Below are 24844 nucleotides of genomic sequence, written 5' to 3'. Positions count from 1 at the left end.
AATCTCCTAAAGGGGACTTTGTCTACTAAGGAGCCAAGTCCCTTTTAGGAGATTTAGGGGTAAAGCAGCAAATCGTAAACAGGAGCTATTCGTAACTAATACGGAGGTTTTTGATGGGCGATCCTTTTTCATCTAAAAAACGCATACAGAAATTAGCCATTCCCGGTCCGTTTATGACGGCCCCGCGGATGATGTTCTTTCCCTTTTTAAGCGTCAATCGCGCCGAGGTGCCATTGTCGGCAATCATATCCCGGTCGCCGGAGAGTAGCAGGGCTTCCTGACCATTCAGCCACCACATGCTTCCCGAATTGCACCCAGCCGCCATCCTGACGTTCGGGATTTCTTCCGGGCAGTCGATCACTGTGACTAGCCAGACAAGGATTCCGTATTTGGGCTTGTTTAGGGCGTAAGTAAAATGGTATAGATTAAAGTTGAACGCCTTGCTGTCCAGCGCATACCATTTCAGCGCCTGATTGCCCACGTTTACCGTTTCGCCATTTTTAGGGACGAGGGTATAATCACTAGAAAAATTATCCGTCGAAAACGTGGTTCGGAGGTAATTGTCCGTGAAAATATTATTCCTGACAATATCTTTTTTCACGGGTTCCAGCACCAGCCAGCGCTGAATAAATCCCTCAGAATCGGGTGCTTTTTTAGCAGCAGCGGCTGGTATGAAGTGTTTGGATAGGGTATGGGTCGTATCGCCTTTTAGCGGTATGGGAGGGAGGGGGATTCGTTGTCCCGGACCGGGTCCCTGGGCAAACGCCGTAAGGCCGTTTAGTTGCAAGATTGATAAAACGCCGAAAGTGATAACTGGCAACAAGGTTTTGCGTTGTCTGTTCATAGCAGATTGCTCTGGTAAGGATCAGTGTTTCTACAGTAAGCGTAGTTTAAGCAAACCTACTCAGCGAAGCTAGTAAAATAGGGGTGGTTGAGTGAACCTTAAAATCCCCTAAGCTTAGGGTGATTTATATAAAATGTAGCAAGTTTCAGAAATTGTACATTCGGGTTTTCGCTATCGACGGGCGCTGAAACATGACTGATGGGGTGGTATTCCGTCATTTTAAATTTTACTAAACCTTTGTTAGCTAGGTGGGCTTTTATTGATCCAAACCAGTAATCTTTAGTTTGACAAACTGAATTGTACTAGGGTAGAGCTAGCCTCTTCAATACCTATCATTTCCTTGAAATTTAACTTGCGAAGAAGCTTAGTTGAACGCTGATTGCCTTTATGAACAAAAGCGTCAATTGTCTCAAATTTCAGTGTCTTAAAAGTGAATCCAATGATTTTCTTTAATGCCTCATTCATTATCCCTTTGCCTTGATAATTGGATAGAAGCTCGTACCCGATTTCACACTTTTTAAGTTCGTATGAGAAATTAAAAAGGCAAATTGCACCGATAACCTTTTCGTTTCCTGCTTGTATAATCACCCAATAAATACCCGTGCCATTTTTAAAGTTTTCATTTACTTTTCTAATAAAGCTTACTACTTCTTCTACAGTTTCGGTTGGCTGACGGTCGAGATATTTATTTACACTAATGTCAGACCGAAGTAAAAATAGGTGCTGCGCATCACTTTCCAAAGGTTGTCGAAGTGTCAATCGTTTACTAGTCAATATCGGGAAAGATGTTGAAATATTATTCAGCATTTTGCTTCTGTTTGCGGTCGAATCACCTGTTAACTAATAGTAAAGCATTTATGATGGCATGGGAATAGGGGAATGCTAGCCTGATACAAATACCAAATTAAAAAACTGATGCTGAAAATAAGAACAATTACTAAATGCTTCAGGCCGAGCTGGCCATAAAAGGTGATAAGAATTAATGCTATATAGTTGCTGCTGGTCAAGCCACGCTTTTACAAATACATTTGTTACCGGTAGAAGGCAGTACTACTTTTTATCAAGCATCTCCTGAAAAATGTCTGCAAATAGCCCAACATGATAACCATCCATCAGACCATGATGCGCATGTATTGAAACAGGCATCGATTTTAACGGGCCTTGCTCTATCATTTTTCCAAAAGATATTTTTGGAGAACTATCAGAAAAAGAAAAACTTCTGGCGTGAGATAGACTTGTAAAATTCAGCCATGGAAGCACTGAAAAATGAATTACATTTTCTCCTGAAACGGCTGGCAGTAAACCACTTGCCTGTCGAACCTTTTCCATTTCCACACGGGCACTTTCGTAAAACTCATGTTCATTCTCTATATAATCAATATACGAGAAGCCAAAAGTTCCGTTTGGGCGATTAACAGTTGTCGATGCTTGTATACTGTCGTATATATACACTTCGTTTTTATAAATCCGGTAGCGGAAATTTTCTACTTCATTGGCTGCTCTCAGAGCTCGGTACAGGTAGTAGAGAAAGAATGAAATGTTTTTGGATTTTGCCTGTTGGTAAGCAATTGTGCAATTAACAGATATAGTGACGCCAAAGAATGGCTCTTCAAATTTGGAGAAAAAAAGATAGTGTTCTTTCCTGTTCCAGTCGTTAACATTAATACTTTTTTTCATCACTACAACAGGTAGGTAAGGATTTCATTTATGGATTGTAGTTCAAAAAAGCGCTCGTGTTCCACTCTTGCTTCGTAGCGTTCGTGCTGCCAAGTAACGTGATAAGGAGTGTGCGCAGCAAAGCCGCCAAGTTCCAGTACAGGGAGGATGTCTGATTTAATAGAGTTGCCCAGCATAAGGAAGTTTTCAGCCTTGCAATCGAGGTGTTTGATAAGCTTTTGATAGTTGCCAACTTGCTTATCACTCATAATTTCAATATGGTGGAAGTATGGCTCTAACCCTGATTGTTTAAGTTTATTTTCCTGGTCGAGTAAATCTCCTTTTGTTGCCACTACCAATCGAAACTTCCCTTGCAGTTGTTTCAAGGTTTCAACAACGCCTGGCAACAATTCAATTGGTTTCTGCAATAGTACCTTCCCTATCTGGATTACCTTTTCTGCCAGGTCTATATTGGCATTCCCGTTTGTAATCCGGATTGCTGTTTCTACCATGCAAAGCATAAAACCTTTTACTCCGTATCCATACAAAGAGAGGTTTTGCATTTCGGTTTTAAACAGTTCCTGAGCTGTTGAGTGCTGTGGCAGGTAATCTTCCATCAGTTCGCAAAATAGCTTTTCGGCTTCCTGGAAATAAGGTTCGTTTATCCACAGCGTGTCGTCGGCATCAAAGACTACGGTGGTGATGGTATCTTTTAGCATATTGTCTATATTCGGTGGGCAAAAGTGAGCAGGGAGCAAAACAAAAAAAAGGACATTTGTCTCACCGTACAGATTTTATGGTACGCACCAATCAGACGTTTTTAGAATACATCGAAACGCTTTACGAAAAGCAGCACAAAGAAGAAATTATCGTAAAACAGTTTAGAAAGGGGCAAAATCTGTTGAGGCAGGGCGAAGCGGCTACCAAAGTGATGTTGATAAAGGAAGGCATTACAAAATGTTATCTCAGTGAAGAGAATGACAAAGAGTACATTGTTGAATTTCTGGGAACAGGCGAAATCGTTGGCGAAATAGAGAGTATAAGAGCAATCACCTGCTTATGCAGTGTAGATGCCATAACCGATACGTCGGTATTTGCCTTTTCAACTCCATATTTTTTTCACTTACTACAAACTGATTTACAGTTGAATCATTTGCTGTTAAATACATTTGCCGGGCGAATTATTAACACATCCATCCGTGCATCGTTTCAACAACTTTATACAGTAGAACATAGCTTGAAAAAGTTGCTGGAACTGCAGGCGAAACATGGCCTTAAACTGTCAAAAGAAGAAATGGCTTCTTATCTCGGCATTACAATCCGTACGTTAAACAGAAGCCTGAAAGGGTTGCTAGATTGATTATTTTAAAGTTAGGCTTACTAACAGGGGACTAGTGTATAGCGGATTTTATATATCCTATACACTAACAATAGCTTAATATCGCTGTCAACTGGTTTGGAATCGGATTAATGTGTTCTGGTTGGGTGTTAAGTGGTTTGTTGCGAGTACTACTGATGTAATGGTATGCCACTACTAACGAAAGGATAGAAATTAAGTCGGGTTTTTCGGGAACAAGCCCGATATTTGCCCCTCCAAAACTAGACTGATAATCGGGCGGTTAGTAACCCGTTATCTTTTTGCCGATGTCTCAAAAAGTAGTTCTTGCCTTTAGTGGAGGTCTGGATACCTCCTTCTGCGTTAAATATCTGTCCGAAGACCGGGGTATGGATGTGTATTCTGTACTGGTCGATACGGGCGGTTTTTCGGATGCCGAACTCAAAGCCATTGAGGAGCGGGCGTATTCGCTGGGCGTGAAATCGCATAAGACGATTTCGAAAACCGACGATTACTACCAGCAATGTCTGAAGTTTCTGGTGTTTGGTAACGTTCTGAAAAACAACACCTACCCGCTTAGCGTGAGTGCCGAACGGATTTTTCAGGCCATCGCTGCGGCCGAGTATGCCCGCGAAATCGGTGCGTCGGCTATTGCTCATGGCAGCACTGGAGCCGGTAACGATCAGGTGCGGTTCGACATGGCGTTTCGGATCATAGCGCCCGACGCCGAAATCATCACGCCCATTCGCGACCTGCGGCTGTCGCGGGAAGCCGAAATCGAATACCTCAAGTCGAAAGGGGTGGATCAGGAGTGGCACAAAGCGGCTTACTCGATCAACAAAGGTTTGTGGGGTACGTCGGTTGGCGGTAAGGAAACCCTGACGTCCGATCAGTTCCTGCCCGAAGCGGCCTGGCCTACCCAGATCACCAAAACCGAGCCTGAAACCATTACGCTGACCTTCCAGCATGGCGAAATTCGGGGTGTTTCGGGGGCTACGTTCTCGGAAATGTACCCCAATTCGGTCGATGCTATCCGCAAGATCACCGAACTCGCCGGGCCGTTTGGCATTGGGCGCGACATACACGTAGGCGACACCATTATCGGCATCAAAGGCCGCGTCGGTTTCGAAGCTCCCGCTCCGCTGATTCTGATCAAGGCGCACCACACGCTCGAAAAACACGTACTGGGTAAGTGGCAACTATACTGGAAAGAGCAACTGGCCAACTGGTACGGCACCATGCTGCACGAAGGCCAGTTTATGGACCCGGTGATGCGCAACATCGAAACCTTCCTGGCCGATACGCAGGCGCATGTGTCGGGTAAGGTACACGTACTGCTGGCTCCTCACCGTTTCCAGGTGCTGGGCATTGAGTCGGAGCATGATCTGATGTCGTCGACGTTTGGTTCGTATGGCGAAATGAACAATGCCTGGACCGGAGACGATGTGCGGGGCTTCTCGAAAGTGGCCTCCAATCAGGTGATGATCTATGAGAAAATCAACAACCAGTGATCGGTAAAGCCCGAAAATATTGCGCCCCCCGGAGTGTAGCCTATCCACTGCAACTGCTTGATGTCGTAGTGGATGGCTATGCACGGGGAAGCTATTCCCGTCGGGATTTTGGGTCGCCCAATCTGGATACGCCCCTTATACTGGTGATGACATCGGGACATCTGGGTGATGCGCTGATTGTATCGTACATTTTCCCGCTGATCCGGCAACGGTATCCCAATGCACAGATCGATGTGCTGGCCGGAAGTTGGTGCGATCCGATCTGGAAGGGAAATCCCTACATCCGACGGGTCATTCATCTGAACCACCCGAATACCAACCGGCGACCGTTGTCGACATGGGGCAAATGGCAGGAGTTTTACCAGACCGCCAAATCCGCCACCGCAACGTTGCACGATACGGTCTATGATTTTTCGATCGATGTACGGTTTTCGGATTCGCCCATGCATTTTGTACTGCCGTATCTGAAGGTTAAACGTAAAATCGGCTATGGCACCCGTGGCTTCGGGGGCTTGCTCGACGACGAGTTTTTTATGCCCGACGAAGAGGTGCATAACTTCGATCTGATTCTGAAACTGCTCAAGCCGATGGGCATCGAAGCCGATCTGCGCACCGTAAAGCCTTATTTCGTGCATCCAGCCGAATCGCCAGATCAATTATGGAGTAAACTGGATCGATCGGTGCCAACTCAAAAGCCTATTTTGATTTTCCCGGAATCGGGCGATGAAGTGCGGATGTTGCCGCTGGAATACTGGAGTGAACTGGCTGTCCGGTTGTTGCAGGAAAGCACCTCTCCAATAGTTTTTGGCGGCCAGAAAGCGTTCACGACGAACCTGTACGAGCAAGTCCGGGCGGCAGAGCCTGCCTTTGCCGACCGACTGGTATCGGCGGTAGGTAAGCTAACCCTGCAAGATATGGCTAGTCTGAGCGAACAGGCAAAGGCTGCGTTTACGCTCGATTCGTTACCGATGCACCTGTGCTGCCTGGGGTGTCCTACGCTTTCGTTTCAGAAACGTGGTATGGGTATTCAGTTTTTCCCCATTTCGAGCCAGCCAACGCTGGTCATTCACAATCATGAACCGAGCCGATACCTTACCCTCGATCGGCCTGGCTTCTCCAGCGAATACGTCACTACGTTTGATGCTGGCGTAATTGATCGGGCTGTGGAATGGTTTCGGGGGATAATAGGTTAACTAGCTATGATACAGAGATACACGGAGAAAACCGGAGATTCGTTGAGAAAGCTTCACGCTGAAGCTGTTGCCATTTTAACGAGACTTTGAATAGCGTGTTTTGTCATTCCGACGCAGGAGGAATCTCAAGGTATTCCTACCTGAGTGTTTGGAGACCTTGAGATTCCTCCTGCGTCGGAATGACAAAACGTACTCTATTAGGAGCCTTTTTATAAAGCTTGAACAGCCTTATAGCAATAATACCTCAGTGAATCTCCGTGTCCCTTTGTGTTCCAATCCTTTTCATAATGGAAAAAATTAACGTTGGTATTATTGGCGGAGCAGGCTACACAGGTGGCGAACTGCTGCGTATTTTGATTAACCACCCCTTTGTTAATGTCGCGTTTGTACATAGCAAAAGCCAGGCTGGCAAACCTGTCTGGTCAACCCATACCGATCTGCTGGGCGATACTGATCTTACTTTTTCAGGTGCCGAAACAACTGAGCTAGTGGCGCAGGAAGGATTGGATGCCGTATTTCTCTGTTCGGGGCATGGGGCGTCGGCGACCTTTATGGCCGATCATGAGGTATCCGACGATGTGATGGTGATTGACCTTAGCGCCGACTTTCGTGACGAACACGACGATTTTGTGTACGGACTGCCCGAACTACAACGCGAACGGATTCAGGAAGCGACCCGGATTGCCAACCCCGGCTGCTTTGCGACGAGCATCCAACTGGCTTTATTGCCATTAGCCAAAGCGGGTAAATTAACTGATGCGGTACAGGTGAGCGCCATTACGGGCAGCACCGGAGCCGGACAAGCCCTGGTACCCACAACGGGCTTTACCTGGCGGAATAACAACGTATCGATCTATAAAGCGTTCACCCACCAGCATCTGGCCGAAATTCGCCAAAGCCTGACTCAACTGGAGCCTGATTTTAAAGCGGCTATCAATTTTGTACCCTACCGGGGTGATTTTACGCGGGGTATCATGGCCAATGTGTACACCGCATTTTTGGGTACGCTAGATGAAGCGAAGCTGTTGTACAAAGCCTATTACGAGAATCATCCGTTTACGCATGTGAGCGATACGCCCGTTGATGTGAAGCAGGTGGTGAATACCAACAAATGTTTGTTGCATCTGGAAGTACACGACGGCCAACTGCTCATTACGAGTGTGATCGACAACCTGACCAAAGGGGCATCGGGACAAGCCGTTCAGAACCTGAATCTAGTCTTTGGCTTGCCGGAGGATACTGGCCTTCGGCTGAAACCAGTAGCGTTTTGATGATGTAACGCGGCTGGAAAGCCGCAGCCTGATAAGTAAAATCACGGCTTTCCAGCCGCGTTACAGCTATGTTCGAAACAGATCGGCTACTGCTTCAGAAGTTTACTTTCGAGGATGCTCCGTTTATTTTGCAGTTGCTGAATACAGCTGCCTGGCTCCGGTTTATCGGTGACCGTGGGGTACGGACGCTGGATGATGCCTGTCTATATATTCGGAATGGCCCTTTGCAGAGCTATGAACAGCATGGTTTTGGCCCCTATCTGGTCAGGCTGAAAGAGAACGAGCAGCCCATCGGGATGTGTGGCCTGTTCAAACGCGATACCCTGGAAGATATGGACATCGGATTCGCTTACCTGCCCGAACACGTTGGTAAAGGGTATGGTCTGGAAGCTGCCACTGCCGTGATGGATTTCGCCCGTAATGAGCTAAACGCAACGCGCATAGTGGGCGTAGTCGATCCGCAAAATGCCAATTCGATACGGCTGCTCGAAAAACTAGGGTTACGTTTCGTGCGTGCCATTCGTCTGAATGGGCATGAGGAGGAATCCTGGTTATTTGCCAGTGCAAAGTAATTTTTTCGACAGGATTCACAGGATTATCATGATTTTTTAAGACAATATATCCTGTCAATCTTGTGAATCCTGTCGAAAAAATTAGAGTCGGGCTAATGCATCCTGCCATTTTTTGAATGCTGTCCGGTACACTTTATGCCGATGTAAATCCGGTTCGAATGTTTGGCCGAAAGTAACTCGTTCGGCGGCTTCTTCCAATGTTTTGACGAGGCCGATGGCTTTCATGGTCAGCAAAATAGCCCCCATCGACCCACTTTCATTACTGGCATTCAGCCGAACAGGGACACCCGCCATGTCGGCCAGCATCTGCACCCAAAGCGTCGACTGGGCGAAACCGCCATTGGCGTGAATGACACGTGCCGGGCCGGTAAAATCAGTTAACAGTTCGTTGATGCTAAGCAGGTTGAATAAAACGCCTTCCAGAGCCGCCCGCACAAAATGCGCACGCGTATGCTGCCAGTCGACATGAAGGTAGGCCCCTCGAACCGAAGCGTCCCATAAGGGAGCCCGCTCTCCTTGTAGATAGGGGAGAAACAGCAAACCGTCGGAACCGGGAGCAATCGTAGCAGCTTCGTCCAGAACGGTTTTCGTTTCCTGTTGAGTGAGTTTTTCAGATACCCATTCCAGTACATTACCCCCATTATTGGTCGGCCCGCCTACGGCGTAATGCCCCTCGTCCAGATAATAACAGAACAGGCGAATTTGAGTATCTCGTAAGGGTTTTCGAACCGTTTGGCGAATGGCTCCACTCGTACCGATGGTCAGCGTAGCCGTACCCCGCTTAATAGCCCCAGCCCCCAGATTTGCCAGACACCCATCCGATGCGCCAATCAGCAGCGAAACCCCGGCGGGTAAATTGGTAGCCCGAGAATTAGCATTTGGCTGGTAAGTTCGCTGGTAGGTCGTTGAAACAGGTGTCGAAAGTTGGTCGGGCCGCACACCGGCATAGTCCAGGGCTCGTTTACTCCACTCTCGGGCACCTTCATTGAACAGCCCTGTAGCGGTAGCAATCGAAAAATCGACTTCGAAAGCGCCTGTCAGTTTATACCACAAAAACTCTTTAATGGAGCCAAAGTGCGCAGTCCGATGGAGCATTCGTGGATCATGTTCGCGTAGCCAGGCCAGTTTGCAGAGCGGAATCATCGGATGCAGGGGCGTTCCGGTTTCCTGATAGATCGACTTGCCTAAATCGGCCTTCGACGCTCGAAGTTCAGCCGCCTGCGCTTCGGCTCTATTGTCGGACCATAGAATGGCATTACTCAGAGGGTTCCCATCGGCATCCATCGGCAAAAGGCTGTGCATGGCTGTACAGAATGCCAGATGAGTAATAGTATATCCCCCTTTGTCTGCTTCCCGAACTACCTCGGCAATTACGTCGACAAAAGCGGCCCAGATTTCGTTAGGGTCCTGCTCAGCATAACCCGGCTCGGGATTCAGGGTCGTTAGTGGGGCCGATGCATGGGCCAGAATCTGACTCAGATCGGCAGGCATAGCTATCGCTTTTACATTCGTTGTGCCGATATCAACCCCAACAAAACAATCCATAATAGTGATATACGATTATTACACAGAGATACACGGAGAAGGTACTGAGAAAAATAAACCGTTCTGTACCTCCCTCTGTTAAGTTAGTTAAACTTCCCCTAATCGAGTCATAATGGTTTTTTGCCTTCCTGCGTCGGAAGGCAAAAAAAACCTGCTTTCCCAAAAAGAAAAAGTTTAAACAGGTTCTGTGTTATACGTTAAGTCAACCGATAAAATGACACGGCGTTGGCGCCGAAAACTTTCGCCCGTACTTCATCTCCCCAGGGTGCTACATAGTCTTCGACCAAGGTCTTTACCTGGGTGTAATTGGCGGCTACCAGACAGACCGGCCAGTCGGAGCCAAACATGAGCCGGTCGGGGCCGAATTGCTCGAAGACCACATCCAGATAGGGAAAGAAATCCTGCTTGCTCCAGTTCTGCCAGTCGGCTTCGGTAACCATACCTGATAGTTTGCAGGAGACGTTTGGCTGGCTGGCCAGTTGGGTCATATAATTGGACCACCGATTGATTTCCTTTTTCGTAATGTAGGGCTTGGCGAGGTGGTCAATGACGAAGTTGACCTCCGGTACAGCGCGTACCAGTTGCAGTGCCGCTTTCAACTGGCTGGGGTAAATCAGAATATCGTACGTCAGGCCAAACTCAGCCAGTTGACGAATTCCTTCAATAACAGGGGGCCGGGCCAGAAAGTCGTCGGGCTCTGCCTGGGCAACGTGTCGATACCCTTTGATCTGACTATGAGCTGATAAAGCTATTAAGCGCTCGTTTAAACGATCTGACTGTAAATCGATCCAACCAACAACCCCTTTCACAATATCGTAGGATTGGGCCATCCTAACCAGAAAAAGCGTTTCCTCTTCCGATTGCGATGCCTGCACGGCTACACAGCCATCAATGCCGTTTTCTTTGAGGACAGGTTCTAAATCGGCAGGTAGAAAATCGCGCTGGATGACGACCATGGCGTCGTTAATCCAACTGTCACGAACGGGGTCGAAATGCCAGAAATGCTGGTGCGAATCAATGGTCATAAAATGAATGGATAATGAATAATGGACAATGTATAATGAGCATTAGAGGGATAGTTTTCCATTCACCATTACTCATTATCCAGTCTACATGATTCATTGAAAACTTACGGCTACCTGCTTTTGCGATCCCAGCCCTTCGATCCCTAGTTCAACCACATCGCCGGGTTTCAGGAAACGCTGGGGTTTCAGGCCCATACCGACACCAGCTGGCGTACCTGTCGAGATCACATCGCCAGGGAGCAACGTCATAAACTGGCTAATATAGCTGACCAACGTTGGCACGTTGAAAATCATGTCGTCGGTATTCGAGTTCTGAAGTTGCTCGCCGTTGAGGTTCAGCCACAGCGGAAGGTTATTGGGTTCAGGCACTTCATGTTTCGTAACCATGTAAGGCCCCAGTGGGGCAAACGTGTCGGCGCTTTTGCCTTTCACCCATTGCCCATTGCGCTCCAGTTGCCACGCCCGTTCGCTGTAGTCATTGTGAACAGCATAGCCAGCAATGTAATCGAAGGCGTCGTCCAGCTCAACGTAACTGGCCCGTTTGCCGATGATAATGGCCAATTCAACTTCCCAGTCCGTTTTTTCGGAGCGTTTTGGAATCACGATGGTATCGTTTGGCCCACTGAGCGCCGTTGTCGACTTGAAAAACAGTATGGGCTCCGACGGAACGGGTGCATTGGTTTCTGCCGCATGTTTGGCGTAGTTCAGGCCAACGCACACGATTTTGGAAGGCCGTTTCACACAAGGGCCGAAGCGGTCAGGAGTTACTTCGGGACAGGTATGGGCATGGGCCGTCAGCCAGTGGGCGAGTCGTTCGGGGCCGTTGCTGGCGAAAAATGATTCGTCGTAGTCTTCGCCAAAATGGGTGACGTCAATGTGCTGGCCGGTGGGTAGTAAAACACCAGGGTGTTCGTGGTCGGGTAAGCCGAAGCGGAAAAGTTTCATGCGGTAAAATTCAGATTTTTTTTAATAAAAGACGCCCTGGAATTCTTTTTAATTATCAGGATTCGGGTAAGTTGATCATTACTATCCTACCCCGCAAACCAGAAGTTCCGACGCGCAACATACCAGAAGAAACCCATAAATCCTGTCATGGAATTTCGAGTTGGGCGACTGATATCGAAACGATTTCTCACGGCTGGTTTCAGCCTTTTGGTCTGCGGACTCAGCTGTTGGCAACTGGATAGGAGCTCCCGGAAAATTAATCTGAAATGGGCTCATGTGTCTGAAGTAGCCCGTTTTCGTCGGCTGAACCACCAGATACCACCTAGTGCTAATATGCCTAGCCCTGCGCTCCAGGCTACCAATGCCATGCTTTTTTTAAGGGGTTCAGCATCACCAATCAGTAATAGACCGGCCCATTGGTTAGGTAACTGACCCGATAAATCAACGCTGGCCAGATAATCGATTTTGGCTTGTTGAAGCGCAAAATCTTTGGGTAATCCCTCAGCCAGCTTCGTATAAAACCGTTCGGTTAGATCGTAGGTGGCCTCACTTTCCACATTCCAAAGGGTCGTCAGGATACTAGGAACGCCCAGGGCAGTAAATCCTCGTGCCAGACTAAATACGCCTTCGCCGAGTTGATTGGCGCCAATTCCCGTTTTACAGGCCGATAGACCAATCAACTCAGTTGACAATAAACTACTGCCTGATAACTCAGATAGGTGAAGGGCTGAATCCGAAAAGAATAAAGCAGGTTCATGACCTAGGGTATCGGCTTCGGCATGGGTAAAAAGTTGGATTACCTGATACGTATCGGCCTGTTGCCTGAAAGCCTGGCGTGTGGCCAGCTTTCCGGTTAATAAAGTCGGCGAGGAAAACTGATCCCCAATACGTTGCAGTACCATATTGGAGCCGGGCAGGGGAAGCTGATTTAATCGGGTCGAAAACCGGACGGGCGCCATTCCCAGAAATGAACCTGTTCGGTTAGCCCATCCAGTGCTGGTCGCAATTGATTCTTTAAATAGGCGATTGATGGAATAGGCATAGCTAAAGGCATAGCGATTGACCAAAAAATCGGGTTTAGTAGCCGATACGCTCAGAGCCTCGAATGGCAGTAGCATGCCATCGGGCGAAACAATGACCCGGCCTGGCTTGAGAGCCAAGGGGTACAGTAATTGGTTGTATAACTGATTGGAAACAGACAGGTAGCGGGTAAACTGCTGGTTTTGAGCATCCGAACTGGCATCCAGCGCGAGCAGCGTATTGGCTAAGGTAGTATAGCCTGATGCCGCTAGCTTGATCAGTTTTGTTCCACTTGGGCTAATTCCTAGTGCATACAGGCTACTATCGCCTACAAAATACGTGACCAGCGACGCGTCTCGTTTGGCTAGCTGCGTCTGCACCTGACTGAGCGACAGTACGCTATTGTCGTACTTGTATCGATAATAGACGGGGTTGGTCTGTTCGAGCTGGTGAACAAACGCTTCCCGTTGTTCCTGAGCCGTGTGCAGACTATCGAGTGCCTTTGTATAAGCAGATGTGTTCGGCTTTTCAGTCAGTAGTTTGGTTTGCCAGTCGCTTACCCGTTTCTGAAGCCGTTCTTCTTCGATAGCCTGCTTCGGCGAAAGCTGACGATTGGCTCCCAGTTCGTTCAGTTTATCGTTGAGCAACACCGCCCGACTCTTCTCAATAAAACGATAAGCACTAGCAGCATCCTTGAGCCGGAAACAGGTTTCAATGGCCTGTTCATATAGCCGATGCGTTTTGTCACGCCAGAATAGTTTCGACTGTTGCCCGGTATGCTCCCAGCGCATATAGTCAATAATGGTATCGGCCAGCGTATAGGTTTTCAGGGCATTACTGAGCCGGGCTGGATTGTTGTTCGTCTCTTTGCCCCAATCGAGCCAGGTGTCAGCTTTGTCCTGAACTAGGGTCAAAAAATATTCCTTCTTTGCGATCCGCTGAATGACATTCGCAGAAGGGTTGGCCGAAAAACTTGCTTCACTAAACCCGATAGACAGCGTTAAAAGTGCCTTCTGGAAATAGGTAAGGGCTTCGTTATAACGTTTCTGCTGTTGATAGATCGTACCGAGATTGTCCAGCACTCTGGCCTGGTCGTTAGGGTCGTCAAGGTAAGTAAGTGCCTGTTTATAAAGCCTAATTGCCTCCACTTGATTTCCCATTTTGAGTTGGTAGAAAAAACCAAGATTCGTCAGCGTTTGGGCGCAGCCATACCTAAAATCGGCTTTTTTGTTAGCCTCAAACGCTTTCTGATACGTGTCGATTACTGCTTTATAATGGCCTAAAGCTGTGTTTAATAGAGCTTCCTGAGTGAGTATATATGCTTCAGTTTTGGGATTATTTAATAAATGCGTCAAAGGTAGGGCGGCATTAAGAATTTTTTTTGCATCGGAATATCTATGCATTTCCAATAGGGCTTGCATCTGCTGAGCTAGATTTTGAACCATCATTTTGATGTCATTGGCCCGTTTGGCTAGTGCAAATCCTTCCTTAGCTATATCATTCGCTTTTTGATAATCGCCTTGTAAAAAATATAAATCAGCTTTTTTTACAAGAGCAATGGCACCAACGAAATACTTTTCAGGATATTTCTTGGCAATGCGAATGGCTTGATCAAAGACTGAATGAGCAGCTAAGTACTGATTCTTCTCGGCCAATTGTTGTCCAAGATTATTATAGCTGTTGGCCAAATTAGCTTCACGGGCAAGAGGAGTTTGCAGACTGTTAATAGCAATAGCTTTTCGGGTATAAGCAATACCTTGATCCAACTGACCACTTTGCCAATAACTTCTGCCTAAAATATGCATCAGTTTCGCGTAAACGGAATCCTTTGTTGCTCTACAGCGATCACATTGAGTCGCTAGTTGAGTGGCCGCTTTGATAATGGATGTATTATCGGAGAGCTGTTCAATGGATCGCAGTTGCTCGTATACCGCTTCCCGGTCAGGACATTGAGCAACGGCATTGGGCAATAGCCCGGCCAGAGTAACAACGATAAGCAGACAGGCTGGTTTCATAACAGCGACACTCTTTTGTTGAGGTACTGGATTCGTTCTCGCTACTCGGTAGTGCTACTAGTTCCTTCAGCTTGAAAAGGCGGTAAATTCCTGTTTATATAGTAATCGGTATAGCTATGGAGTGGATCGGAAAAATCGATTACCTCTTACCTGATCACCACTGTTCCCTTTATTCATAAGCTGAAGTAAATCGGCCGAACTAGCTATAGCCCCAGGGTTTTCGGCTAAAGACCTGGCTAGCCTTCCTGTTATGATGGGAGTTGCATAAGAGGTTCCGAAAATAAATAAATCAGTGCCAGCCTTCGTTTCGGCAGGGGTAGCTAACCGTAAACGACCTTCTCCTGTATTCATCCAGTCTATATCGGCCCAAACTCCCAATACGATAGCCTGTCCGTAGTTTTGTCGGGCAGAAGCCACAACTTTGCCCCCTGGTGTAAGTACTGTGGTTGCCACCAGCAGTTTATCGAAACCAGATTGCAGACTGAAAGCAGCCGGATAAAAGGTGGTATCCATCGTCGCTAAGTCACGGTTCATCGTCAGTGGCTCATATGGTCTGGCGTTGCCAGCCGCTACTACAATCCAGATGTTGTTGTCAACGGCTCGGGTAAAATAACGTTTCAACAAAGCATCCTCAGCCCCATAGTAACCCAGACTCATGTTAAATACGTTAACCCCATTTAAGCGAGCCGTTTCCATCGCACACATCAGCCCAAATAAATCACCTATACGGTTTTTATCCAGCACCCGCATGGGTATAATGTGTGGAGCTATTAGGCTACCATTAAATTGTTTGGCTAACAGGTTAGCGACTCGTGAACCATGATGGATGTTGCCACTGTCCAGCGTATTGGTTGGGAGTGCGCCATCTGCAACAAAATTCCAGCCTGATTGGCTATTTTCTGCAACGAGGCCTGTATTGGAATGTCCATTTTGGCATTGGCTGGTTAAATGAGTAGATAGGCCTTTAGGTAGGTAACCGGGATTCAGACCCGAATCAAATACGGCTATTTTAATACTCCTATCTGGCTGCTTATTCATTAAATTGATCGTATTCGCCAGATTTTTCTCAATAGTTTCATCTGAACCGCTGCCGGTTTGGTCGTCGTCGTATGTTGAAATAGGATAATTGACACCCGATAAATTAATGCCGGGTAAAGCTACAGTACCTTCTGTTGCTCCATCAGGTGGGCGAGCTGCGAGGTTGCCTCCTTGTCCTTCAATCGTCCAACTAGCGGGAAGCGTGATATTCACTAAGGTTGTATCACAAGGGCAGGAGCGGACTTTTATGGAGTCAGGTGGGAGTTGGGAAAACTGGTTATGAAAAGCCTGCTGGATGGCGCTTGCGGCTATGGGATGGCTGACCGTAATATTCAAGGAGTTGTAATTGACAACAGCTCGCATTGCCTCAAAGTCAGCATTTGTGAGGCTTACGGAAGAGAAACGGTCTCCCGTCAAGTTGAAGCAACCCCCTAGTAAACTGGCTACTGTAAAGACAATAGCGCCCCAGAGCGACAAGCGAAAGGTACGGGTCATAGCAGTGAATGGTTATCTGTTTACGAAGGATGCTAATCCAAGACCTCAACCAATTCCAGAGCTGCCTTCTTGCCTTCTAAGCTCTTGTTTATCACCATATTTAGCAATTGGAAAGCGATGTTTTTATCATCCGGTCGATTTCGCTTCAGGCGGGCCAGAGCTTCATAAAATAAACCGGGGTTTGCTCTCAGATTTGCCTGCTGGCTCAGCCGATGGAATTGGTTAATGGCTTGGTCGTAATTTCCTTGCTGGAGGGAAACAAGCCCGGCAATTTTTAGTAGCTCTGCGCTGCTGGTATCGCGTCGTTGCAGGGCGGTTATAATGGCATCCGCTTGGGCAAAGCGCCTGTCGTTATAGGCTTGATGAGCACGTTGCAGACTGTCGGGCCGACTGTTCATCGTAACGGGGAGGATGCTGAGATGCGCCTGAATGTAGCGGTCGGCAAGTTGCTGCGCCGATGGCTGGGGACGAAACAGGAAAAATCCTAAGATTAACAGAATGGAAGCCGCAGTAGCATAAGCGAAAGGTACCCAGGTAGGATTGATGGTGCGTTTAGGTTGCCGGCGAATGGCTTCCCAGTCGGCCTTGCGTTGCATCAAGGCTTCCGTTCGGGCAACCTGTTTAGCCTGTATATAAAAGGCAACTGCTTGCGCCAATTCAGGATCACTAACGATCTGCTGCTCAAATCGTGTTTTTTCGCTATCCGGTAACCGACCCGCAAAGTAGTTTTCTATGGTTTCCAGATCGTTCATTTTTTTATCTGATTATAAGCATCTCGTAAGCGTTCCAGGCATCGCAGTCGGCTGGTTTTGGCGACAGAAGCCGTATGATAGCTCATCTGTTGCGCAATTTCTTCATCTGAATAGCCTTCTCCCCAGGCCAGTAACATCTGATAGCATTTCTCTCCCAAACTACGTAGTTGCTGAAGCAGACGCTCCCAATCACTTTGATCGATAAGTTTCTGAACAACCGATCGGGCTGAGTCGGGCAGTTGCATGAGCGAATCATCGAGCGAAATCGCCTGATGAACGCTTTGCCGATTAGTCGTTTTTTTTCGAATAAAGTCAACGCATTTGTTCGTAAAAATCTGATAGAGGTAGGTCCTGAGTTCGGAACGGCCCTCAAAACGCCCACTGCTGATCTGCTCAATCGCTGCCAGAATGGTATCAGCATATATGGTAGCACAATCGTCGTCCGAAAGCTGATGTTTTCGAACTCCATCCCGAATTAGGAAGAGGTATTTTCCATAAAGCCGGTTCTCTGCAGTCAGCCGCGTAACCCCACCCGCAAGCAGGCCTTCGATAATCTCGGCATCGGCTAAATGTCTGGAAAAGAGGCTCATCGGTATGAAGTTGATCGGCCTAAGGTACAAGAAAAAAGAAGTTTTAAAAAAAAGTGCTGGCTTTGTTTCCAAAGTCGCTCGGTCGTACGACTAACTGGTCAGATGCAGCTCAAGTAATCGCTTTCCGCTGTCATCTGCATCTTATCGTATTTCTCATTGGGTACGAAGCTCAATGATTCCAGCAACTTTAATCCATAGTCTACCATGAAAACGAGCCGCGTTTACTCTCGCTTCAGCAAATTTTGCCAGCTATTTTGTTTTCTGCTTTCTGCCCAGGCCCTGCATGCGCAAACGTTTAATGGACAGCCAGCGCTACTGGACTCTCCGACTCAGTTGCAGGCTGTTATTTACCCTGTAAACAACGAGCCGTCCACGATTCGAGTTAACGTCAATAATCCAAAAGGAGGCTCCGTTCGGGTTGTTATTCGGGATGAGAAAGGCAAAGTGTATTACGATGAATTTGAATCAGATGGCCGCTTTCGTCGCGCTTTCGATTTATCGTCGGTGCCAGCGGGAATATACACGGTCGAGTTGAGTAAAAATAGAGAACGACTACTGCGTACATTCATGATTGAACCCCCTGTGGCAAGCCATATCACGCTGATTGATAAGTCTGATCAGCAAATACCTGTTTCATCGGTTAGTAAAAAGCTAATAGTCGATAATTAGCAAACATCATGTCAGGCCAGTTCTGCTGGCCTGACATGAGAGAGGATAGTAAGAGAAGTTACATAAATTAGTATCTTATCGGCTGATAATCAACCTGAACATCAACATGAGATACTCACTACTGCTTTTTATTTGTTTATTGACCACGATCACTCAGGCCCAGATAACGTTTTCGGTTTCGTTTGCCGCTTCGCAGGGCCAGCAACCACTTGATGGACGCGTATTGCTTATTCTGGCAAAAACAGATAAGACCGAGCCACGATTTCAAGTCAGCGATGGGGTGGCTACAGCGCAACTGTTTGGTATCGATGTCAATAGCTTGAAACCCGGTCAGGCCGCAACGATTGATGCCAGCGTGTTTGGCTATCCAAAACCGAGTCTGAAAGACCTGCCTCCGGGCGATTATTATGTGCAGGCGGTACTCCATAAATACGAAACCTTTACCCGGAAAGATGGCCATGTGGTCAAGTTGCCCATGGATCGGGGAGAAGGGCAAAACTGGCGGGTCGCTCCGGGTAACTTATTCAGCAAATCGCAGAAAATCAGCCTCAAGCCAGGAGCTAAACAAGCTGTGGCTATTGTGATGGATCAAGCTAATCCGGCACTGCCTGAACCAAAAGATACCAAATTTATCAAGCACATTAAGATTCAGAGTAAACGACTAACTGAGTTCTGGGGGCGGCCTATGTATCTGGGCGCGCACGTTTTGCTGCCTGCCGGGTTTGATGAACACCCTGAAGCCCACTATCCGCTTTGTATTTTTCACGGCCATTTTCCTTCTGACTTTGCAGGCTTTAGTGCAACACCCCCGCCTGCCAATATGGACACAACTGATTACGCAGAGCGTTTCCATATCTATGGATACAAAAAAATTGTAGCGCAGGAAGCCTATGATTTTTACAAAAAGTGGACAAGTAAAGATTTTCCCCGGATGCTGATCATTGAAATCCAGCATGCCAATCAATACTACGACGATTCGTATGCCGTAAATTCCGAAAACCTTGGCCCATATGGTGATGCCATTATGTACGAACTGTTGCCCGAAATAGAAAAGCGATTCCGAGGCATTGGTCAGGGATGGGCGCGGTTTACGTATGGCGGAAGCACAGGAGGCTGGGAAGCATTGGCGGCACAGGTATTCTATCCCGATGAGTTTAACGGCTGCTTTGCCGCCTGTCCTGACCCGATCAGTTTCGATGCATATACAGTTTTTAATCTGTACAAGGAGAAAAACGCGTATTATCAGGAAGGTACCTTTCGACGGACCCCTCGTCCTGGTCAGCGAAATTATCTTGGGCAAGTGCAATGGACCATGGAAGAAACTAACCACCGTGAGTTGGTCACCGGGACACACACACGCTCGGGCGATCAGTTCGATATCTGGGAAGCCGTGTTTTCGCCGGTAGGGGCTGATGGGTATCCGAAACGAATCTGGAACAAAATGACGGGCGAAATCGATCAGACTGTAGCCGCTTACTGGCGCGAGCATTACGACCTATTGCATATCCTGAAGCGCGACTGGAAAACACTGGGGCCTAAGGTTACCGGAAAAATCCATATATACTGTGGCGATATGGACAACTACTACCTCAACAACGCTGTTTACCTGATGGAGGATTTTTTGAAAAGCGTGAAAAATCCATCCGCCTATAGCGAAGTTGCTTATGGTGATCGGGCGGAGCATTGCTGGAATGGCGATCCAACGCATCCCAATTACATCAGTCGGTTACGCTACAATACGATGTATGTGGATAAAATACTGAAACGTATTGAGGCTAGCCATCCGGCGGGGGCAGATCTGACAAGCTGGCGGTATTAAGACGTAGAGGGAAAAGACAGAAGAAGGAGTAGTATAAATTCTCTTTCTATCTTTTCCCTCTACGTCTTATAACGTTGATAGAAAGGCCATTGTGTCGATACCGTCGGCATAGTCGGTGAGGGATGGACATTGAGTTTGGCCAAATGGAATGCTACCCGTTCGCCACCCCTGCGCAGAAGCTACCACCTGAATTTTTGCAGTATGGGTATGAATCCAGGCGTCTACATCGGCCTGCGTTTGATAGGTTTGGTAGTAAACGACCGAAATGGGCGATACCAGACCATCGTTTTGAGTGACCAATAGATAGCCATTATCCAGATGAGGAATGGCGTTGATCAGGTAAACCGACTTATTATAATCGTAATTGTTCTGGTACTTGTGGTTATCTAAATAGTTCTTAGCCTGAGGCTCCAGTGTCCGCAGGAGAGGGATAAAATCGTAGCCTTCGGGCACCAGCAATGTCGATACGTTACGGCAACCCAGCCCGTAGTAGTCCGAAATGTCGTGGCCTAGTTTTGTAAATTCTTCCTCAGACTCTTCACCCATTAGCAGACCCACTGATGTGCGGTTTTTACGAATAATATGGGGCTTTTTGGCGAAGTAATAGTCAAAGTAGCGGGAGGTATTGTTGCTGCCTGTAGCAATGTAGGCATCTGCCGCATTGAGCCGTTCAGCCTCTTCGACCCAGTCGGAAATAGCTGGATTGATCTCCTTTAATTTTTGTATTAAATAATGAATAAGTACAAAATCCTGGGTGCTGAGTTTGGCTAATAATTTGTGCCCGCTCATGAGCACACAGAGCAGGTCATGAAAGCCGACTGCCGGAATATTTCCTGCCATAACAACCCCAACTGTTTTAGGTGTTTCTGGCTCGATACCATACTGGTTAGCCCAGGCAGTAAGTTTATCGGTAGTCAGAAATTGATCGGCAATGGCTCGTAACGCTTTTTGTGAGTTAATGGGCGTGAACCAGTTATTTTTATGGTAGGCTCGTTGGGCAATTTCGTCCAATTCGGGCTGAGCGTTGGCCGAGCGCAGAAACTCGCCCAAAGCCACGAACGTTTGCAGGCGTTCAGAGTGAAGCATGTAAGAAATAAACAAATGGAATACACCATCAACTAATGTAATGAAATTTTAGTTTGCGGCCAACCTTTAAATAGTTATATTTGTTGTTCAATTTACAGAGACAAAAATTTACGATCTATAAATAAGTACTGCTCATGGCAATCATGATCACCGACGAGTGCATCAATTGTGGTGCCTGCGAACCTGAATGCCCCAACACAGCGATCTACGAAGGTGGCGTTGAATGGACTTGGGGTGGAGGAACCGAACTGACCGAAGTCGATTTTGGTGATGGTACAGTTGTGGGCGGCAAAGATCCACAAGCACCTGTTTCTGACGAATTCTATTACATTGTAGCCGATAAATGCACGGAATGTATGGGCTTTCATGAAGAGCCACAATGCGCTGCCGTTTGCCCGGTTGACTGCTGTGTACCTGATCCCGACCACGAGGAGGACGAAGAGACACTGCTGGCCAAAAAAGCATGGCTTCATGCCGAAGCATAGAGTAAGCTGAGATTTTAATTTTTTTTAGAAAGGCCCTCTCATCTCGATGAGAGGGCCTTTCTGTGTTTAGCCCGAACAAAGCAACCGCCTACGGCCAGAAAGATAACCCCAAAATGCTATAATTTAAGAAAAATAATATTTGGCAAATGAATTAATAAACCAAATATGTTGACAGATGATATTTTTAGCGTATTTTCAGTATTAAGGATAGAATAAGTAGTATATTTTAAATAATATTGGCTAAAAAACACAAAACAGCTTAATTTTTTTGCACTATTACTTGCGTAGAATAAATTATGTAACAAAATTTGCTTCGAAATAAGACCGCAGTACCTACTCTACACAACCAAATTTATAGTATGAAAAAAGCAATTTTACTTATCAGTTCTTTGTTTTTGGGTTATGGAGTTCAGGCGCAGGATACAACCGCTGCCGCCCCCGGAAAATTCACCTTCTCGGGCTATCTGGACACCTATTACTTTGGTAATTTTAATAATCCAAAGAGTCAGTCGAATTTGGGTTTAAACGGTAGTGGGGTTGGAAATGCGCGTGCTTTTGACCAGAAGGCTGGGCAATTTGGAATCGGATTAGTTCAGGCCAAAGCGGCTTACTCATCGGCGCATGTAGACGCGGTGATGGACCTTACCTTCGGAACGTTCGGCGATCTGGGGAACTATGGCAACAACGTTGGCCTGCTGGGCACCCCTGGTTCGACGGCTCTGGCGATTAAGCAAGCTTACATTACGTTGAAAGCATCCGACAAGTTGTCGTTTACAGCGGGTCAGTTTGGAACGCACATTGGTTATGAGGTGATCGATGCGCCGGTTAACTACAACTACTCGCTCTCGAACCTCTTCAACAACGGTCCCTTCTATCACATCGGTCTGAAAGCGCAATATGCGTTCAGCGATCGGGCTTCGTTGATGCTGGGTTTGGTTAACAACGTTGACAACCTGGTTGACAACAACAAAAAGAAAGGGCTTATCGGTCAATTCTTCTTCTCCCCGGTTTCGGGCTGGAACGTGTACCTGAACGCGATTGTGTCGAATGAAGCGTCGAAAGATGTAACGAATCCCAATGGTACAGTAGCTGTCAGTGCAGATAATGCCATGTACCAACTCTTCGATCTGACAACAACCTATCAGATAACGTCCAAATTCTTTCTGGGTCTGAATGCGGCTGCTGGTTCGCAGAAGGGCGATTATCAGGGTGTGGGTGGTCCTGTTACGACGAAGAACTGGGGTGGGGTTGCTGTTTATACGAACTATGCCTTCACCGATAAATTTGGCTTAGGTGCTCGTTACGAAACGTTTGACAACAAGGGAGGTGCCCGTGCCCTGACGGATGCTGCCGGAAATGGCGCCAGCGTAAATTCCATCACCATTACAGGAAATATCACGACTGGTGATGGTCATGTATTGTTGAAGCCTGAATTGCGTATCGACAGCTATTCGGCCAACAAGTTTGAGAAAAATGATGGCTCGTTGACAACCTCTCAGACTACACTGGGTATGGCTGCCATCTTTAAATTCTAGTTCGTATCCCCGTTTTCTTAACCTAGTTTTAAATTAACCAGTACAACAAAAAACCTCAATTATTATGCAAAAGCCCAATTACATTCCTCTGGTTTTGCTGTTAGTATTTGCCGTTCTGGGTATAATACCAGGCTTTAACGGCGTACCAACGCAGATTGTGACTGAAGGCATCAACTCAGGCGATACGGCCTGGATGCTGGTTGCTACAGCCCTTGTTCTGCTGATGACCCCTGGTCTGGCGTACTTCTATGGTGGTATGGTGAACAACAAAAACGTGATCTCAACCATGCTGCAAAGCTTTATTGCCATGGGTGTGATCAGCGTATTGTGGGTTATTGTTGGTTTTAGTCTGGCCTTTGGCTCTGACATTGGTGGATTTATTGGCAACCCAATGGATCACTTCATGTTCAAGGGTGTGCTGGATGGTAAGCCCTGGTCGCTGGCAGCTTCGATTCCACTGGTCGTATTCGCTTTCTTCCAACTGAAGTTTGCTGTAATTACCCCAGCTCTGGTTACGGGCTCGATGGCCGAACGTATCAATTTCCGCTCGTATGTTCTGTTCATGATTCTGTTCAGCATATTTGTATATGCTCCACTGGCCCACATGACCTGGCATCCTGATGGTATCCTGTTTAAGCGTGGCGTACTCGATTTTGCAGGTGGAACGGTTGTTCACATGTCGGCTGGTTGGGCTGCTCTGGCGGGGGCGCTGTACCTGAAGCGTCGTAAGTCGCACGTAGAAGCGAGCTATTTTCCACCAGCCAATATTCCTTTTGTATTGTTAGGTACTGGTTTACTGTGGTTTGGCTGGTTCGGTTTTAACGCTGGTTCGGCAGTAGCTGCTTCTCCATTGGCTGCTTCGGCTTTCGCAACAACGAACACGGCTGCGGCAGCTGCTGGCCTGGGCTGGGTGCTGTTCGATGCTGCAAAAGGTAAAAAAGTATCGGCGCTGGGTTTCTGTATCGGTGCGGTAGTTGGTCTGGTTGCTATTACGCCAGCCGCTGGTTTTGTTACAGTTCCGACAGCTATTTTTATCGGTGCGATAGCCGCTATTATCTCAAACTACATTGCTCACCTGCGTTCGAAATCAACTCTGGACGATACACTTGACGTATTCCCTTGCCACGGTGTAGGTGGTATGGTTGGTATGGTGATGACGGGTATTTTCGCCAGCAAAGGTGTTAACTCGGCTGTAACGGTTGAAGGTCTGGCTTTCGGTGAAACCGGTCTGTTTATCGAGCACATGATTGCTCTGATCGGTGTATCTGTTTTCGCATTCGGTATGTCGTTCGTACTGCTGAAAGTGACCGATCTGATCCTGCCACTGCGTGTTACCGAAGAAGACGAGAAGTCTGGTTTGGATATTAGCCAGCACGATGAATTCCTCATCGAAGCCTAAACGAATGTATGATGTAGGTTATTGAATACGCATGACCTACATC

22 protein-coding genes are annotated in these 24844 nt (G+C 47.2%); 10 read left to right on the top strand and 12 right to left on the bottom strand.

What is annotated here, in order from left to right; translation table 11 throughout:
- Positions 1-85: 85 nt before the first annotated feature.
- The 4 genes from B5M13_RS22505 to B5M13_RS22490 all read right to left on the bottom strand — a co-directional run bounded on the left by B5M13_RS22505 (position 86) and on the right by B5M13_RS22490 (position 3219).
- The gene (locus B5M13_RS22505) at positions 86-844 is read right to left on the bottom strand and encodes an acetylxylan esterase (RefSeq protein ID WP_080057809.1); all 759 of its coding nucleotides are present in this window, start codon (positions 842-844) and stop codon (positions 86-88) included.
- A gap of 279 nt (positions 845-1123) precedes the next feature.
- Entirely contained in the window at positions 1124-1651 is a 528-nt protein-coding gene (locus tag B5M13_RS22500) for a GNAT family N-acetyltransferase (RefSeq protein ID WP_080057808.1), read from the bottom strand.
- Positions 1652-1894: 243 nt separating this feature from the next.
- Positions 1895-2521: a chloramphenicol acetyltransferase gene (locus tag B5M13_RS22495; protein WP_080057807.1), complete on the bottom strand. Its 627-nt coding sequence runs from the start codon at positions 2519-2521 to the stop codon at positions 1895-1897.
- Between the two features lie 2 nt (positions 2522-2523).
- A complete protein-coding gene (locus B5M13_RS22490; protein ID WP_080057806.1) occupies positions 2524-3219 on the bottom strand; it encodes an HAD family hydrolase in 696 nt (231 codons plus the stop codon).
- A 77-nt stretch (positions 3220-3296) separates the two neighbouring features.
- Here B5M13_RS22490 and B5M13_RS22485 point away from each other — a divergent pair, with 77 nt between their 5' ends.
- From B5M13_RS22485 to B5M13_RS22465, 5 genes are all read left to right on the top strand, one after another.
- The gene (locus B5M13_RS22485) at positions 3297-3860 is read left to right on the top strand and encodes a Crp/Fnr family transcriptional regulator (RefSeq protein ID WP_080057805.1); all 564 of its coding nucleotides are present in this window, start codon (positions 3297-3299) and stop codon (positions 3858-3860) included.
- 284 nt (positions 3861-4144) lie between these two features.
- Positions 4145-5347: an argininosuccinate synthase gene (locus B5M13_RS22480; RefSeq protein ID WP_080057804.1), complete on the top strand. Its 1203-nt coding sequence runs from the start codon at positions 4145-4147 to the stop codon at positions 5345-5347.
- Complete coding sequence (locus tag B5M13_RS22475; RefSeq protein WP_080057803.1) at positions 5344-6540, top strand: glycosyltransferase family 9 protein; 1197 nt, start codon at positions 5344-5346, stop codon at positions 6538-6540. The genes B5M13_RS22480 and B5M13_RS22475 overlap by 4 nt, the downstream gene beginning before the upstream one ends.
- A 287-nt stretch (positions 6541-6827) precedes the next feature.
- Positions 6828-7811 (top strand): N-acetyl-gamma-glutamyl-phosphate reductase, encoded by a 984-nt coding sequence (argC, locus tag B5M13_RS22470; RefSeq protein WP_080057802.1) that lies wholly within the window; start codon positions 6828-6830, stop codon positions 7809-7811.
- A 68-nt stretch (positions 7812-7879) separates the two neighbouring features.
- Positions 7880-8383, top strand: coding sequence for a GNAT family N-acetyltransferase (locus B5M13_RS22465; protein WP_080057801.1), 504 nt, complete (start codon positions 7880-7882; stop codon positions 8381-8383).
- An 81-nt stretch (positions 8384-8464) separates the two neighbouring features.
- Here the strand turns inward: B5M13_RS22465 and B5M13_RS22460 are convergent, their stop codons facing one another.
- From B5M13_RS22460 to B5M13_RS22430, 7 genes are all read right to left on the bottom strand, one after another.
- A complete protein-coding gene (locus B5M13_RS22460; RefSeq protein ID WP_080057800.1) occupies positions 8465-9928 on the bottom strand; it encodes a gluconokinase in 1464 nt (487 codons plus the stop codon).
- Between the two features lie 197 nt (positions 9929-10125).
- On the bottom strand, positions 10126-10953 hold the full coding sequence (locus tag B5M13_RS22455) for an amidohydrolase family protein (protein ID WP_080057799.1): 828 nt from the start codon (positions 10951-10953) through the stop codon (positions 10126-10128).
- Between the two features lie 93 nt (positions 10954-11046).
- Positions 11047-11898 (bottom strand): fumarylacetoacetate hydrolase family protein, encoded by an 852-nt coding sequence (locus tag B5M13_RS22450; RefSeq protein WP_080057798.1) that lies wholly within the window; start codon positions 11896-11898, stop codon positions 11047-11049.
- 272 nt (positions 11899-12170) lie between these two features.
- Positions 12171-14933, bottom strand: coding sequence for a CHAT domain-containing protein (locus B5M13_RS22445; RefSeq protein ID WP_080057797.1), 2763 nt, complete (start codon positions 14931-14933; stop codon positions 12171-12173).
- A 114-nt stretch (positions 14934-15047) separates the two neighbouring features.
- Complete coding sequence (locus B5M13_RS22440; RefSeq protein ID WP_080057796.1) at positions 15048-16466, bottom strand: S8/S53 family peptidase; 1419 nt, start codon at positions 16464-16466, stop codon at positions 15048-15050.
- 32 nt (positions 16467-16498) lie between these two features.
- The gene (locus B5M13_RS22435) at positions 16499-17218 is read right to left on the bottom strand and encodes a hypothetical protein (RefSeq protein ID WP_080057795.1); all 720 of its coding nucleotides are present in this window, start codon (positions 17216-17218) and stop codon (positions 16499-16501) included.
- A complete protein-coding gene (locus tag B5M13_RS22430) occupies positions 17215-17808 on the bottom strand; it encodes an RNA polymerase sigma factor (protein WP_080057794.1) in 594 nt (197 codons plus the stop codon). The genes B5M13_RS22435 and B5M13_RS22430 overlap by 4 nt, the downstream gene beginning before the upstream one ends.
- Positions 17809-18012: 204 nt before the next feature.
- Here B5M13_RS22430 and B5M13_RS22425 point away from each other — a divergent pair, with 204 nt between their 5' ends.
- Positions 18013-18477 (top strand): T9SS type A sorting domain-containing protein, encoded by a 465-nt coding sequence (locus B5M13_RS22425; RefSeq protein ID WP_080057793.1) that lies wholly within the window; start codon positions 18013-18015, stop codon positions 18475-18477.
- Between the two features lie 106 nt (positions 18478-18583).
- Positions 18584-20296, top strand: a complete 1713-nt coding sequence (locus tag B5M13_RS22420) for a hypothetical protein (protein WP_080057792.1) — start codon at positions 18584-18586, stop codon at positions 20294-20296.
- A 66-nt stretch (positions 20297-20362) separates the two neighbouring features.
- Here B5M13_RS22420 and B5M13_RS22415 read toward each other — a convergent pair whose 3' ends face one another.
- Positions 20363-21382 carry an acyl-CoA reductase gene (locus tag B5M13_RS22415; protein WP_080057791.1) on the bottom strand — a complete coding sequence of 340 codons (1020 nt, stop codon included), beginning with the start codon at positions 21380-21382 and terminating at the stop codon, positions 20363-20365.
- 134 nt (positions 21383-21516) lie between these two features.
- Here B5M13_RS22415 and B5M13_RS22410 point away from each other — a divergent pair, with 134 nt between their 5' ends.
- The 3 genes from B5M13_RS22410 to B5M13_RS22400 all read left to right on the top strand — a co-directional run bounded on the left by B5M13_RS22410 (position 21517) and on the right by B5M13_RS22400 (position 24801).
- On the top strand, positions 21517-21867 hold the full coding sequence (locus tag B5M13_RS22410) for a 4Fe-4S dicluster domain-containing protein (RefSeq protein ID WP_080057790.1): 351 nt from the start codon (positions 21517-21519) through the stop codon (positions 21865-21867).
- Positions 21868-22226: 359 nt separating this feature from the next.
- Complete coding sequence (locus tag B5M13_RS22405; protein WP_080057789.1) at positions 22227-23402, top strand: outer membrane beta-barrel protein; 1176 nt, start codon at positions 22227-22229, stop codon at positions 23400-23402.
- A 64-nt stretch (positions 23403-23466) separates the two neighbouring features.
- A complete protein-coding gene (locus tag B5M13_RS22400; protein ID WP_080057788.1) occupies positions 23467-24801 on the top strand; it encodes an ammonium transporter in 1335 nt (444 codons plus the stop codon).
- The last annotated feature ends 43 nt before the right edge of the window (positions 24802-24844 follow it).

Origin of the sequence: Spirosoma aerolatum, from assembly GCF_002056795.1 — a bacterium.
Lineage (GTDB): Bacteria > Bacteroidota > Bacteroidia > Cytophagales > Spirosomataceae > Spirosoma > Spirosoma aerolatum.
The sequence above is the reverse complement of the archived record's forward strand: the minus strand, read 5'-3'. Positions and strand labels throughout refer to the sequence as shown.